Below are 15,965 nucleotides of genomic sequence, written 5' to 3'. Positions count from 1 at the left end.
ACAGTGCTCATCTTCCGAGCACTGTTAAAAATATTTTAATATTTAATTGCGATAGCATCTATTTCTATTTGAACATCTTTTGGTAATCGACGTACTTCTACCGCAGCTCTAGCTGGTTTATGATCACCAAAGAAACTTGCATAAACTTCATTCATTTTTTGAAAATCTCCTAAGTCAGTCATAAAAACACCACAACGTACGATGTTTTCTTTTTTCAAACCCGCAGCTTCAACAATACCTAAAATATTATCTAAAGATTGTCTTGTTTGCTCTTTAATATCGTTAGATACAAGTTCCATGGTATCTGGTACAAATGGTATTTGTCCAGATACATAAAGTGTTTCATTAACCAATACACCTTGACTGTAAGCACCAACTGCGCGTGGTGCTTTATTTGTTTCTATTTTTTTCATTTGTTCTCCTTCGTTAGATCAATCCAATATCGCAAAATATAACCATCTGTCTTAAAGATTTTATTTTCTAACACGCCATGATTCGCTTCAATCGTTTTTCTTGAAGCTATATTTTCCTCATTGCAGGTGATTAAGACTTTATGTAACCCAAGTTCTTTAGCTTTTTCTAAACCAAGCTTAAGTATAAGTTTTCCATAACTTTGTAGACGTTTTGATGGTTTTATTCCATAACCTATATTCCCATTATACAACAAAAGGTCATCATTAAGTCTATGTCTAATATTAATGAAACCATATATTTCATTAGATTGATCAATAAGCATATACGTAGACGCTGGAACACGAGTTTTTGGATCGATTAAATTAAGTTCATCTAATTCTAATCTTTTTAATAGCTCTTGATATGAGTTTTTCCCATAACTTGATGCTGTAGGGTAGATAAACTCATCCTTCCATTCTTTTAGATAAACATAATAGTTTTCTTCGTCTTCGATTGAAGGTTTTTTTAAATATAAGTTCATGATTTTGAAGATTCAATCATTAGTTTTACGAGGTTATTTGAGAACTCTGTTGGATCCTCTATAGGTAAACCTTCGATTAGCAATGCTTGATGGTAAAGAATTGATGCATAACCATCTATTTTTTTTGCATCTACTTCATATATCTTTTGAAGTGCTTTAAAAAGATCATGATCTGGATTGATTTCTAGTATACGGTCAGCTTTAAGATCTGTCTGGTTAGGCATTTGTTTTAGTATTTTTTCCATTTCCAAGCTTAAACCTTCTCCTGAAACTAGGCAAACTGCTGATTCTTTAAGCCTTGCAGATAACTTAACATCCTTTACTTTTTCCTTTAGAGCTTTCTTAATAGCCTTTAAAATATCTTTGTTTTCTTTTTCTTTTTCCTTTAGATCTTCTTTTTTAGTATCATCGATCAAATCAGATTCACCTTGCTGAACTGATTTAAATGGGACATCTTGATAATTTTGTAGTACTTGAATCATAAATTCATCAATATCTTCAGTAAATAGTAAAACTTCATATCCGTTTTCTTTCATGATATCCATTTGAGGTAATGAAAGAATGCTTTGCTTCGTTTTACCTGTAGCATAATATATAGCTTTTTGTTCTTCGGGTTTTCTTTCTATATAATCTTTAAAAGAAATATAGTCATCACTCTTGTTTGTTTGAAACATAATGAGGTCTTGTAATTTTTCTTTGTTTAAACCATATTGATCATAGATGCCATATTTTAGGGTTGTTTTATATGCTTCATAAAACTCAATGTATTGATCTCGATCATGCAACATCATGTTTTCAAGTTCACTTTTGATTTTCTTTTCCAAATGTGAAGCAATTTTTTTGAGTTGACGATCGTGTTGTAACATCTCTCTTGAGATGTTTAACGATAGATCTGCTGAATCCACTAAACCTTTAACAAATTTAAAATAATCGGGAATGAGTTCTTTATTTTTGTCTTGAATAAACACACCTTTTGTATAAAGTTGAAGGCCTTTTTCGTAATGCTCACTATAAAAGTCAAATGCTGGTTTTTTAGGTATAAATAACAAAGCAGTATATGTTAACATACCTTCAACATTAGTATGAATGACTTTTAATGGATCTTCAAAATCATTAAATTGATGTTTATAAAACTGATTCATATCCTCTGGCTTAATATCTTGCTTTGAACGTTTCCAGATTGGTGTCATTTGATTGAGTGTTTCTTTGACTTGTGTTGATTTTTCCTTTTCTTTCTTTTCAATCATCATATTAATTGGATAACGAACATAATCACTATATTTTTTAACTAAACTTTTAAGTGTGTACTCACTCGTGAACTTTGTGAAATCTTCTTCATTTTCTTCGTCATCATCTCTGAGTTGCAAAATAATAGTTGTTCCTATTTCTTCTCTTTCAATTTCTTCAATCGTGTAACTAGATTCACCTTTTGATGACCAACGATATCCGGTATTTGAGTATGGTGACTTTGTTTCAACAATGACTTTATCTGAAACCATAAAAGCACTGTAAAAGCCAACACCAAATTGTCCAATTATATCGACATCTTTTTGTTCGATTTTTTCAAGAAATGATTTTGAGCCACTTTGTGCAATGGTTCCAAGATTTTCGATCAATTCTTTTTCAGTAAATCCAATACCATTATCTGCAACAACTAAAGTGCGATCTTTCGCATTTGGTGTCAACCAAATTTCATAAGTATCTGTTGGAATTGATGAATCTGTTAGTGATAGGTAATGACGTTTATCAATCGCATCACTCGCATTGGAGATTAATTCTCTTAAAAAAATTTCTTTTTGTGTGTAGATTGAATGTGTCATTAAATGTAATAATTTTTGAGATTCTGTTTTAAATTGTTTTGTTTTTGCCATGTTATCGCCTCCATGAAAATTTTAGTAAAATTTTTGTGAATTGTCAAGTAATCTATTAACACTTGAAAACATAATGGGCTGAAAATATCAGCCCATTTTATCTTTAGTTTTGAATAGGTTTTAAATTGCGCATTTTTCGTAATCGCAGTCATTATTATTACATTGAATGCAACCTTGCTTTTTAACGAGTACATCACCACATAAAGGACATAATTCTTTTTCTATTTTTTCTGGTGTATGTCCATTTTGACTCACTGCAATATGGGTTATATATTCTTTAACTGTATTTGTTTTTTTGTCAGTCCATTTTTCTTCAAGATGAACAGTTGGAGGTGTTGCTGGATTTAGATCTTCTGTGTTTTCATTGATGCCAGCCAAGATACCTATCTTCGCACATCGATCTCTAAATACTGTTGCACCTTTAAATCCCTTTTCCCATGCTGTTTGATAAATACTCATCACATCAGCAACTGATGCACTGTTTGGCAAGTTGAATGTAGAACTAATTGCTGTATCAACATACTTTTGAATCGTAGCTTGAACTTCAGCACGCTCCATAAAATCGATGTTTTGAGAAGTGATTAATGCCCAATCAGGAAGTTCAGCTGGACTAATGCCCATCGCTTTTGCTAATGCAAGTGGTGTCTTTTCCCAAATAGTAATTGTCTTTTCTTCTTCAAACATACTAACAATTCTTCTTGTATAATTAATTTGGAAGAATGGCTCAACACCGCCACTCACACCGAGTATATTGCTAATAGAACCTGTTGGTGCAATACTTAATAATCTACTGTTTCTTAAACCATATTGCTTGATTAGTTCATCTGTATCTTTATCAATACCTGTTTGATAAAATTTAGATTTTGAAACTTTCTCATAATCAAATCTTGGGAATGTCCCTAATTCTTTAGCTCTTAGAGCTGATGCCTTAGCTGCTGTATTCAGCATTCTTCTCATCAACTGATCTAAAAACTCAATAAATTCTTTACTACCATAAGGCAATCTCATACTTAGTGCAACATCAGCTAACCCCATCACTCCAAGTCCAACTTCACGATATAACTTCACGTGTTCTCTTTGTTCTGGTAGCGCATGGCGATCACCTAACATTGTTAGCAGATCATCTAGAGAATAAATCATTTCTGTAACAACAAAATCAAATCGATCCCAATCATAAGTTGCATTTTCAGTAAATGGATTTTTGATAAATGCATTTAAATTAATGCTACCTAAATTACATGAACCGTGCGGCATTAATGGTTGTTCACCACATGGGTTTGTTGCAGTAAATTTAACATCGTCATATTCGCTTAGGAAATGATATCCATTCATATGATCGATAAAGATAACACCCGGATCTCCCATGGTATGCGCAGAGTATCCAACGAGTTTCAATAGGTCTCTAGCTTTGATTTTCTTTTCAATCTTTTCATATGGGGTTTCAAAACGCATTACCCATACTTCATCATTTCTCGCAGCTTCCATAAATTCATCAGTAATTGCAATACTAATATTTGCACCATTGACTTTACTTAAGTCAAGTTTAGTCGTTATAAAATCAATAATATCTGGATGATCAATGTTTAAAACCAACATCAATGCTCCACGTCTATTATCTTGTTGCGTGTTTAAAGTTGTATGTGAATATTTTTCAGCGAACACCATAACACCAGGTGTCGTGTTACTACTGTTGTTTACTTTCGCACCTTTTGGACGAATCTTTGATAAGTTCATCCCTTGTCCACCACCATAGCTATATGTTCTAGCAATTTGGTAATCAACTTTATAAATACTTTCCAAACTATCTTCAGGATCTTGTGTTACATAACAGTTACTACCTGTTATGTTACCATCTCTACCAATTGCGTAAAGATTTCTTCCTCCAAAAATAGCTTCTTTTCTTCTTAATATTTTTTCAAGAGCAGAACGACCGAATGCAATTCGTTTAAGAAATTCTTTTTTTCCTTCTCCTGGAATCAGGTACTTATTTAAAATTAAATCTTGTCTTTCATCATTATCTGCCCATGGATTATCACGATCAGTTTTTTGTTTTTCACGATACTTGATATAAGATTTAGCAGCTTCATAATGCTTCTTCTTCATTAAATACAATTCAACATCATCTTGAATTGTTTCAATGCTAACTTCTTGATTCTTTGAATACGCTTTAGTGATTTCAGTTGCTTGTTTAAGGCAATCTTCATCAGAAAAGACAATACCTACACTTTTATATGCTTTTTGCATTGCATTAGCAATTTTGTTTAAATCAAACGGTTCTTGAGCCCCATTACGTTTTACTACATACATCTTTTTCCACCTCTTTAATTTTCTAATCCCCTTATCGTACCTGATAAAATACCATATTGGTTTAAAAGTATTATAACCTTTATTGGTGCTGATTTCAATAAAAGAGTTTCATATATTTCATTCTTTTTTTGTCACTTCTTAAATAGGGTTAATGAAGCATTTATTTCATTCAAAATAAAATGGCTTAATAAAGGTAAACGCTCAAAATATTGTGTTTATTAATACCTATATTTTTATCACGTTTGTTAAATTAAATTATCAAACTCATAGTGTATAATAGACTTAAACAACGAGGTGTTTATGAAAGTATTTAAGTCTGGCGTTGGCGAACTTGTATCCTTTCTTTATTCAAGTGGAGATTTATCTAGTGAAACTTTTCAAAACGTTTCTTTACTTGATGGAACAAGAGCTCATCAACATTTACAAAGTAAATATAGCTTAACCGATCAGGCTGAAGTCCCAATTCATTTTGAGTGGCATAATGATGATTACATGATTTTGCTATCTGGTCGTATTGATGGCCTTCTTTTAAAAGATGAGATTTTAATAATAGAGGAAATCAAATCAACTAGGCTTCTCATTTTTTCTGATGATTTTAGTTTCAATAACGAACATCTTGCACAACTCAAGATGTATTGCTATATGTATATGAGAAATAACAACTTAACCGATATATCAGCACGAGTTACATATATTCAGTTATCAGATTATCAAACAAGATATTTTGAGTTTATCTTTGATGTTGATTTGTTAGAAACTTTTTTTAATGAATCTATCGCTTTATATATGGAATGGATGTTACGTCTTGAGGCTCATCAAGAAAAGAAAAAATCATCTTTAGAAAGTCTTTATTTTCCATTTGACCAATATAGAAGGGGTCAACGTGAAATGATGAGTGCAGTCTATCAAACGATGATGGAAGACGATATCCTTTACGCAATCGCACCAACAGGTATTGGTAAAACCATGGCTTCATTGTTTTCAACATTAAAGTCACTACATGAGGATAACCAAAAAATATTTTACTTAACTGCAAAAACTGCTGGTAAACAAATCGCTTTGCAAACAATGGATATGCTTCATGAAGCCGGACTTCATACAAAAACATTGGAGATCACATCAAAGGATGCTATATGTTTTTTGGATAAAAGAGAATGTGCTCCTGAAAAATGTCCTTTTGCAAAAGGTTTTTTTGATCGCTTACAAGAAGCTACTAAAGATATTTTCGATAATGAAACTTTGCTAGATAGAAAAACGGTTGAAAGATATGCTAGAAAACATATGGTTTGCCCATTTGAGTTTGGTTTATATGTATCTTATTATGTTGATGTAATTATTTGTGACTACAACTATGTTTTCGATCCTAGAACTCATTTGATTCGATATTTTGATGAAGATCAATATAAACCACTTTTACTCATAGATGAAGCACATAACATGGTTTCAAGATCTAGAGATATGTATTCTTCAACATTATATAAGTCAGATTTTATTAAGCTAAGACGCTTAGCTTCTAAACTAAAACCTAGCATTAAGAATGCTGTTAGAAAAGTATTAGACGCGTTTGATATTTATGAAGAAAAATTGGGTGATACCTTATTTTACTCACATCAAGTGCTTGATGAAGATTTTTTGGATGCTGTAAGAAACTTATTAAGAAAAATAGAAAACAGTTTAAAAGAAAATCCGAAATACCCTAAAAAGACTGATGTATTAGAAGGTTATTTTAACTTATTAGGATTTTCAAGAATATATGAATTTTATAATGATGCTTATTTAACTAATGTTGAAAGACTAGATGATGATATTCAAATCACAATTCAGTGCTTAGATGCAAGTTCTTTTATATTAGACACCTTAAAAAACAAAACCTATGGAGCTGTATTCTTTAGTGCAACCCTATATCCTATCGAGTACTACATGAAACTTCTATCAAAAGGCCAAGGAGAAACTTTAAAAATTCAATCACCTTTTGATTCTAGTCATTTAAGAATCGTTTTAATGAATCAAATCTCAACCAGATATCAAGATAGAAAACAATCTATTCATCAAGTCGTGGATACCATTCAAACCGTTGTTAACTCTAAAAAGGGTAATTATATTGCATTCTTCCCATCTTATCAATATATGAACCAAGTCATTGATCAACTTCCAAATGATTTAAATGCAGACTTAATTATTCAAGAAAAAGAAATGGACCAGGCATTAAGAGTCTTAACTGTAGATCGCTTCAAAAGTATAAACCACTTATCACAACTCGCTTTCTTCGTTATGGGTGGTATGTTTGCTGAAGGCATTGACTATATAGGTGATATGCTTAATGGTGTTATTATTGTCGGTGTTGGCTTACCTATGCTCAATGAAACCAATAATCAACTCAAAAAATACTATCAAGATCAATTCTCACAAGGTTTTGATTATGCCTACACTTATCCAGGGATGAATAAAGTTGTCCAAGCAGTTGGTCGCGTGATTCGAAGCGATGATGACTATGGTGTAGCTATCCTTATAGATGATAGATTCAGTCAAGCTAAATATAAAAAACTCTTTCCAATGGAATGGAAAAAGCAAAGTGTTATCAAAAATATTGTCCAACTTGAAAAAGAACTTACAACTTTTTGGGGTAAGATGAAATAAAAATGAAGATATCAATCTGATACCTTCATTTTTTCTATTTTCTCGCTCTTAATGAATAGGAAAACGGAAGTTTTCCAGCAAAATCTTCATACCGGAATAAACCTTTTTTAACTTCTTTCATATTTCCATTATCCCAACATAATAAATCATATTCATGCAAATATTCAATTCTTAATCCTGCGTCTGCGAGGGCTGTGATAATATCTGAAAATTTATGTGACCAAAAGTAATTGGTCGCTTGTTTTTGTTCTGATGCATAACCACCTATTGTATCACTGACGTCATATGTGTTAGAAAAGTATGGGTATTTAACTTCAAGTACCCTTGATTCAGCAAGTTTTTCTTCATCTAAAGTCATAAATACAGGATGTGCATCATGGATATACAAATACCCTCCAGCTTTTAACAAACCATAAACAACTTTTGCCCATTGCTTAATATCAGGTATCCAGCCTAACACACCTTCACTAGTGAAGACCATGTCATATGTATCATGGTGAATCTTAGGCAAATCAAGCACATCTGATTCGATAAATTCTACTTCTTTGACTTTAAAATCATTTTTTAGCTGATTCGCATATAAAATGTTTTGGTCAGAGAAATCAACTCCAACAACCTTTTTAGCACCTTGACGGGCTAAAAGGATCGTATCATAACCTGTATTACATTGAAGGTGGATGATATTTTGATTTTTAATATTGCCTAACTCCGATAAAATAATTTCACTTAATGTTTGATACGGATCTCCAAGTTTTTTCTTGAATGTCTCATAATGATCTTTTGCGAGCATGTTCCATGCTTTTTTGTTTTCTAATATTTCTTTCATAATTCACCTCATATAGTACTTTACTATATTAGTATAACATTTCTTTAATTAATTAATGGTTGGAAAATGTGATTGTCACTTTTGTTCCTTTGCTTTCCTCACTATCAATTTTGATCATAGCTCCAATTTTTTTAACTATGTTAAATACGATTTGTAACCCAACACCGCTGCCTGTTTGGTGATACTGTTTAGCTTTTGAATCTCGATATGGTCCGTTATAAATATGCTTAAGTGTCTCTTCAGACATTCCTATCCCAAAATCTTCAACAATAAGCTGTGAAGTCTTCTTGTCCAAAGAAATATTAATTTCACCACCAAAATCACTATAATAGAATGCATTAAATACCAGATGTTCTAACAATCTCACGATATCAATAGTTGAAATCTGAATAATAAATGATTCAATATTCTGTTTTACTTTTATACCTTTAGTATTGAATACATCTTCTAGTTTGCTTAATGTAGCTTTAATTGGAATAGCAATATCTTGCTCAACCGAAACTTGTTTCAAGCTCGTCACCATAAGTTGAGGAATAAGCTTTTCGATTACTTTGACTTCATTCAACATATCTTGATTTATGCGAGAGTCAAATTGTATTCTCTTTGATTGAATTCCATCTAAATATGCTTTAATTACAGTTAGTGGTGTCTTGACATCATGGGCTAAGACTTTAACATAATGCTCTTGGATATTTTTGATTTCCTTTTCCGACTCTAAAGCTTCTATATAGCGATCATGAATGTTTTCAATATCACTAAACTTGAAAACTGAATTGCCTTTTCCTATATTATTCATATCATCAACTATAAACTTGTATTGACTATTTATGTATTTATACAAAATAATGATTCCAATCAAAAAAATGATAAGCGAAAAAAGATTGAATGAAACTAATCCAACCGTTAGTTCTTTTCCAACCACTGATTTTTGATAATCCAACACGACTTCACCTAAAATGTTGTCTGATGAATCTTTTATTTGTAAACGATTTAAGTGATTTGGAATCTGTTCACTTTGATATAACACTTGATTGTCCGTATTATAATAAATAACACTAACGCCATGTGTATGATCATAGTGTTCAACATAAGTAATAGATGCATCGATGCTTTCTAAAACAATTAAATGTCCCATCATTTCAATAAAAGAATCTTCTTGACGTTCTATTTGCCTATTATATTGAATGATTGAGAAAACAAAAAATCCAACATTAAAGATAATGAGTAAAGATGAAAAAACAATAATGAAAAATCTTGTCATCTTTTGTTTGAAAAAAGTATTAAAACTAATCATCAGAATCACCTATAAATTGGTACCCAATACCGTAAAAAGTTTTGATAAATTGAGGATTCGAAGGGTTATCGTTTAGTTTTTTCCTAATATTTTTAATATACGCATCAATAACACGATCATATGCATCACTATCTGTAAAACATGCAGTCATCAATTCATTTCTACTAAAAACCTTGTTTGGATGATTAACCAAATAGAATAAAACGTCATATTCATATTTTGTTAAAGATATAAGTTTATTGTTATAATATACCTCTCTCAATAAAGGTTTGATAACCAAACACTTTTGGTTGTAAGATTGTACAGATGGCTTCATCAGTACTTGTCTTTTTGAAATATTTTTAAGTTTCATCATGACTTCGTCAACTGAAAAAGGTTTTGTAATATAGTCATCAGCACCAATTGATAAAACATCAAGCTTGTTATCAATATCGGTTTTTGCTGAGATAACAATAATATAAATATCGCTGGTATTTCTTATATTTTGAATTAACGTTTCACCTTGCATACCCGGTAACATCAAATCTGTAATTACAATGTCAAAAGCCTGATTTGCTAGTAAATCTAAGGCATCTTCTGCATTATAAGTTTGCAAAACTTCATGGCCATCTTGCTTTGCAAACAAAGCTAATAAATCATTTATTTTTTTGTGATCTTCGACGACAAGTATCCGCATAAACATGCACCTGCTTTCATATCCATTATACTTCACAAATCAAAAAGCATGGTCCATTAAGAGCATGCTTTGTTTAATGTTTACTAATCTACTTCCATTAAAATTAGATATTCACTAGGATATCCCATATGATTGACAGCTTCAAAGTAAGTTGTACCATCTTCTTTTTTTCCTTCATAAAATATCTTTGCAATCTTTGTTGAAATATCGATATCAACTTGTTCTGCACCCATTGCTGTCAAAGTTTGAGTAATTCGATTCATACATCCAACACAGGTAATACTCTCTATTCGAATAATCAACTGGTAATTTTTCATGTTACGTCAACCTCATTGTTGTTAAACATGTATCTGAATCTATTGATGTGCTTATTTCATAGGATGATAACATACCTTGGTAATTCACTTCGATGGTTCCTTCAATATTTCTTGGTAACCATATACCCATAAATCCATTATCGTTTGTTGTTATATTCTCATGCAATATAATTAAACCAGATTGTGTTACAACTCTTACTTCAAATGTCTCATTTGCTAATTCACCTCTACATGTCGTCAAATTGTGAGTACCACAAGGATGTGTATTGTTAATATATGGTGCAACCGATAGATAAAATAATGTGTTAGGTACTTGATATGTGTAAACCTGATTTGGTGTAGTTAATGTTAAAGTAGTTGCTGAAATGCTCGCAATAAGAGCTTCTGGATTAATCGTTTGTTTCTCTAAACTTTCAACCATTTTTTGTGTTGATAGATTATTGATTCCATAAGTCTTTAGTAATTTTGACTCTTGATTAGGTGATGCAATAACTATCAATGCAATAACACCAATAACAATTGATAATATTATAATGTACTTTTTCATTTATTTAGTCCTTTAGCCTTTTATATATTGTCTCGTATTCTTGTATGCTAATTTCACCTTTAGATAACCTTTCTTTTAAGAGCTCAAGTGCATTGTCTTTTTTAGAATTTTCTCTGTCTTCAAAAAATGTAATGACCACAAAAGCAATGAAAATCCAAAATAAAACCATACCAATCATTCCAAAAGGCATCATCCATCCGGAATACATGTGACCATAATACTCTCTTTCTGGAAACCAGTCAAAATAATAAAATCCAATAGTAGTCAAAATGACTCCGACAATCAACAATATAGATAATATATATACAAGTGCTTTTATTTTTTTCATATATTTCACCTCAGCTACATTATACTCATTAAATGTGAATACATAATGAATGCTCAACAATTATCTATTAAACTTATTAAAAATGATGTATACTTGTTTCTAGGTTGTTCCCATATAACGATAAAAAATCTCTATTTCAAACGAAACAGAGATTTCTTTTATTAATTGTTTTTAATGAACAATAAAACTTGATGATAGATCAACTCAAATAACTCATCTTCTTCAATATACATTTCTAAATTAACGTATTGATAAAGCAAACCTGATATAACTGCTTGAATCACGTTTTTAACATAAGGTTTTGGTTCTTTATACTCAATGACACCTTCGATTAAGCCTAATTTAATAATACTTTCAAAGCGCTCTTCCATTTTCTTTTGAATGCCATGAATACACACCTCAATATTTTTCCCAAAACCAATAAAAGATCCTTGTTGATGATTCATAATTGCATCCATAATCGATCGTGCATCCTTCATAACAACTAAAATCTTTTTAATCTGCTCAATAAAGGCACCTTTAAAATCCATCTGCTCAATATCACTTGTTAAAATGGATTCATAATGCTTAAGCAAATACATATATGTTTCTGAAATTAATTCTTCCTTACTATTAAAATATTCATAAACCGTACTTTTTCCGATTTCTGCTTCTGACGCAATCTTAGCAAGAGATACGTTTATTAAATTTGAACCATCCTTGATGTGTGATATGACGATGCTCAATATTTTATCTTTAGTTGTTTGCATCTTTTGCCTCCGCTTTGATTCTTCTATAGTTGAATAATGCATAAATCGTTGGTACTACAACTAATGTTAATACAGTAGCATAAATCAGTCCACCGATTGCTGTGATTGCCATAGGTTGTAACAACTCAGAACCTTCACCGAATCCGATTGCCATCGTCGTTAAGGCTAATATCGTTGTTAATGCCGTCATAAAGATTGGTCTTAATCTTGTTTGTCCTGCTTCAACAATAGCATCCATAACTGTTTTACCTTGTTCTCTTAACTTATTAATATAATCAATTAATACAATACCATTATTAACAACAATACCAATCAATATGATTAGACCCATAATAGAAATTAAACTTAAATATGAGTTTGTTATTAACAGTGCCATCATACCACCTGTGAAGGCTAGAGGAATTGTTCCTAAAATAATTAATGGATATAGTAGAGATTGAAATTGAATTGCCATGACCATATAGACTAATAAGATTGCTACAAGAGCTGCTAATGCTAACTCTGATACAGCATCCAAAATTTCTTCATTTTCACCTGCAAATGATACATGGTAGCCTAAACCATGTTGTGTGAAGTTTGAACTACTTAAATATTCATTTACTCTTCGTGTTACTTCTTGACTAACAATTGTCACATTTTGTCCTTCTGCTACTTGTGCAGAGACATTTAAATAACGGTTCGACCCATCAGTGTTAATTGTTGCAAATCCAGTTATTAAATCTATAGAAGTGACATTGTTTTCAGAATTCGCATCATATAATGGTGCAACACTTAATGATGTTAAAGTAGGATCTGCACTCATTGGATTCATTTCAATTGTATTGGTTCCAGTCACTTTTAAATAAGGATTTACAACAAACTGAATTGGGTCACCTTCTGTATATGTTGGTAACATGATGTTAGGTACATATATACCTTGTCCGGTATTTTCTATATATGTATTTATCATGGCTTGTGTTGCTGAATCAAAAAGCTTAATCTCACCCAAGAAGGTTAAATAATCACCAAACAAATCAAATGATATTCCACCACCAAATGTTTCAACAGGTAAATCCAATGTATACTCTATACCTTCAATAGTTACCGTTAATGATTGGGTTTGCCCTAATCCTTCAAGATTGGTATATAAGTATCCAACATTATTCATAACATCTTGGCTGGTTAAACCATATGTCATAGCTTGATCACGATCAACAGTAATTTTTACATTATTTTGTCCTTGAATAACACCATTATCTGCTTTAATCACATGTTCAATATCATTTAAGATATCAGTAAGATCGTTAGCAATTATTTCTAGAGTCTCTAAATTATATCCACTTACCTTGATTCGAATACCTTGAGTCCCACCTAATGCACCTGTGCTATTTTGAGCAGAAACATTAATTTCAAGAATTTGATCTTGATTCATACCTTCAATCTCATCTAAATCGACATTCTGAATTAAAGCTTCAATATATGTATCATAAAATTGTGTGGTTCTAGTTCTGTTATCAACAAGATTGATTGTAAAATTGATTGATGTGTTTGACCCACCACCCATCATACTCATAAATCCAAAACCTCCACTACCACCAATTGTTGTTGACACAGTTTCAATATCATCAATTTGCATCAATTGATTCGTAACATAGTCGGCATAATTTGCTTTTGCTACAAATGTTGTTTGACTTGTTGTTGATATTGAAACATTGATTGTTCCTTCATCGGAAGTCGGCAACATAATAAATCCTTTTGATATAACTAAAAACAAAGAACCTGCTAATAGAACAATAACTGTAAGCAGTGTTAATGCTTTATGTTTAATTGTAAACAAAACCGATGACTTATACCATTTCTTTAACCCTAAAATTGTTTTTCCTTCTTTTTGTACTTTTTGGTCATCAAGCATTCTCGATGCCATACTTGGAACAAGTGTTAATGCAATAATCAAACTTGCACCTAAAGAATACGCAATCGTTAACGCCATACTCATAAAGACATCAGCAACCATACCTTCAATAAATGCAATTGGAAGGAACACAGCAATCGTTGTAAAAGTTGAAGCAGTGATCGCTCCTGCTACTTGTTTTGATCCTTGAATGGCAGCTTCAGATCTTGTCTTACCTTCACCGATCATTCGATATATATTTTCAATAACAACAACTGCATTGTCGACAAGCATCCCAATGCCTAATGCTAAACCTCCCATGGAGACAAGGTTTAATGTTACATTCGTAAAATACATTAACATAAATGCAGCAATCACAGAGATAGGAATTGCTAAACCTACAATTAATGTTGGTTTAACATTTCTTAAAAACACAAATAAGACGATGATGGCTAATACACCACCGATAATAATATTTTGTAAAACTGATCCAACAGCTTGATTGATGTACTCACCTTGGTCCAAAAGGATTGTATAATGTGCATCTCCATCATCTTCATTTATGATTAAATTTAAACGATTTATTATATTTTCTGTGACCTCAGTAATTCCATAATCTGATTGTTTTTGAAATGATACTTGAATGCCTTGTATACCGTTGATTTTCGAGTACGTCTCTGTATTTGCATTAATATAGCGAATACCATTTTCAACTGTTAAATCGCTCAAATAAACGATATTACCACTATCATTTAAAATAGGTAATGATTCTATATCTGATAATAAACTAGGACGATCACCTAAATAAAGCATTCTTAATTCTCCCGAATCAAGTGCTACTCCTATAAGACCTCCAACGTTTTGATCTTCAATAATTGATAATACTTCATCATGCGTTATGCTATAACTGTCAAGGATGTTTTGGTCTAAGTTTACTTGAAGCACAATATCTGCAGCTCCAGATACATTAACATCGGCAACACCTGGGATACTCATTAGATCTAAAAGAACTTCTCTATTAATCCACTCTGTATTTCTAATTAAAGCTTCATCATCGGTTAACTCATCATCGTATGTTCTAAATAATGTAACCGTCATGACAGGAAGCATATCAGGACTAATTCTTAAAATTCTTGTGTTACCCACACCATCAGCAAAACTAATGTTGTTTAATAATTCCCTTAACTCAATAACAACACTATCCATATTGGATGATTCAGCAAACGTCACAATTGAAATCCCGAAGTGTTCGTTCGACATGGATTGTACTTCTTGAAAATTCCCAATCGTAGCAACCGTTGACTCAATCCTTCTTGAAACTTCAAACTCAACCTCTTCTGGGGTTGCTCCTTCATATGGCGTAATCGTTACGACAAATGGTAAGTTAATATCAGGGAACAATGTTAATGGTAATCTTGATACTGAAAAAATACCTAATACGATAATGATTAGGATTCCCATTAAAACTGTTATCGGTCTTTTAACACTGTATGCACTCATTTTTTATAATCTCCTTGTTGTTCATTCAACTAATCCGACCGAACGGTCGGTCGGTATGGGATGATTATAGCATCTACTCTATAAGGTGTCAATGAAAAAGCGTTTTGAA

Annotated in this window: 13 protein-coding genes; 1 reads left to right on the top strand and 12 read right to left on the bottom strand. The window is 31.7% G+C overall.

What is annotated here, in order from left to right:
• Positions 1-35 precede the first annotated feature (35 nt).
• The 4 genes from QJ521_RS04375 to QJ521_RS04360 all read right to left on the bottom strand — a co-directional run bounded on the left by QJ521_RS04375 (position 36) and on the right by QJ521_RS04360 (position 5,112).
• A complete protein-coding gene (locus tag QJ521_RS04375; RefSeq protein ID WP_282839216.1) occupies positions 36-413 on the bottom strand; it encodes a RidA family protein in 378 nt (125 codons plus the stop codon).
• Positions 410-934, bottom strand: a complete 525-nt coding sequence (locus tag QJ521_RS04370; protein ID WP_282839215.1) for a GNAT family N-acetyltransferase — start codon at positions 932-934, stop codon at positions 410-412. The genes QJ521_RS04375 and QJ521_RS04370 overlap by 4 nt, the downstream gene beginning before the upstream one ends.
• Positions 931-2,805: a molecular chaperone HtpG gene (gene htpG, locus QJ521_RS04365; RefSeq protein ID WP_282839214.1), complete on the bottom strand. Its 1,875-nt coding sequence runs from the start codon at positions 2,803-2,805 to the stop codon at positions 931-933. The genes QJ521_RS04370 and htpG overlap by 4 nt, the downstream gene beginning before the upstream one ends.
• Positions 2,806-2,925: 120 nt before the next feature.
• Positions 2,926-5,112 (bottom strand): adenosylcobalamin-dependent ribonucleoside-diphosphate reductase, encoded by a 2,187-nt coding sequence (locus QJ521_RS04360; protein ID WP_282839213.1) that lies wholly within the window; start codon positions 5,110-5,112, stop codon positions 2,926-2,928.
• Between the two features lie 300 nt (positions 5,113-5,412).
• On the opposite strand from QJ521_RS04360, the gene QJ521_RS04355 reads away from it, so the two are divergent.
• Entirely contained in the window at positions 5,413-7,749 is a 2,337-nt protein-coding gene (locus QJ521_RS04355; protein ID WP_282839212.1) for a helicase C-terminal domain-containing protein, read from the top strand.
• A gap of 34 nt (positions 7,750-7,783) precedes the next feature.
• On the opposite strand, the gene QJ521_RS04350 is transcribed toward QJ521_RS04355, so the two are convergent.
• The 8 genes from QJ521_RS04350 to QJ521_RS04315 all read right to left on the bottom strand — a co-directional run bounded on the left by QJ521_RS04350 (position 7,784) and on the right by QJ521_RS04315 (position 15,856).
• The gene (locus QJ521_RS04350; protein ID WP_282839211.1) at positions 7,784-8,575 is read right to left on the bottom strand and encodes a class I SAM-dependent methyltransferase; all 792 of its coding nucleotides are present in this window, start codon (positions 8,573-8,575) and stop codon (positions 7,784-7,786) included.
• 52 nt (positions 8,576-8,627) lie between these two features.
• Complete coding sequence (locus QJ521_RS04345; protein ID WP_282839210.1) at positions 8,628-9,869, bottom strand: sensor histidine kinase; 1,242 nt, start codon at positions 9,867-9,869, stop codon at positions 8,628-8,630.
• Positions 9,862-10,545 (bottom strand): response regulator transcription factor, encoded by a 684-nt coding sequence (locus QJ521_RS04340; protein WP_282839209.1) that lies wholly within the window; start codon positions 10,543-10,545, stop codon positions 9,862-9,864. Before QJ521_RS04340 ends, QJ521_RS04345 begins: the two co-directional genes overlap by 8 nt.
• An 83-nt stretch (positions 10,546-10,628) precedes the next feature.
• Positions 10,629-10,862 (bottom strand): heavy-metal-associated domain-containing protein, encoded by a 234-nt coding sequence (locus tag QJ521_RS04335; protein WP_282839208.1) that lies wholly within the window; start codon positions 10,860-10,862, stop codon positions 10,629-10,631.
• Between the two features lies 1 nt (position 10,863).
• Positions 10,864-11,409, bottom strand: coding sequence for a CueP family metal-binding protein (locus tag QJ521_RS04330; RefSeq protein ID WP_282839207.1), 546 nt, complete (start codon positions 11,407-11,409; stop codon positions 10,864-10,866).
• Positions 11,410-11,413: 4 nt separating this feature from the next.
• Positions 11,414-11,737, bottom strand: a complete 324-nt coding sequence (locus QJ521_RS04325) for an SHOCT domain-containing protein (protein WP_282839206.1) — start codon at positions 11,735-11,737, stop codon at positions 11,414-11,416.
• Positions 11,738-11,898: 161 nt separating this feature from the next.
• Positions 11,899-12,486 (bottom strand): TetR/AcrR family transcriptional regulator, encoded by a 588-nt coding sequence (locus QJ521_RS04320; protein ID WP_282839205.1) that lies wholly within the window; start codon positions 12,484-12,486, stop codon positions 11,899-11,901.
• Positions 12,473-15,856 carry an efflux RND transporter permease subunit gene (locus QJ521_RS04315; RefSeq protein ID WP_282839204.1) on the bottom strand — a complete coding sequence of 1,128 codons (3,384 nt, stop codon included), beginning with the start codon at positions 15,854-15,856 and terminating at the stop codon, positions 12,473-12,475. The genes QJ521_RS04320 and QJ521_RS04315 overlap by 14 nt, the downstream gene beginning before the upstream one ends.
• Between the last annotated feature and the right edge of the window lie 109 nt (positions 15,857-15,965).

Source organism: Peloplasma aerotolerans (assembly GCF_030012175.1).
Lineage (GTDB): Bacteria > Bacillota_I > Bacilli_A > Acholeplasmatales > Acholeplasmataceae > Peloplasma > Peloplasma aerotolerans.
This window is presented reverse-complemented; position numbering and strand designations above follow the sequence as displayed.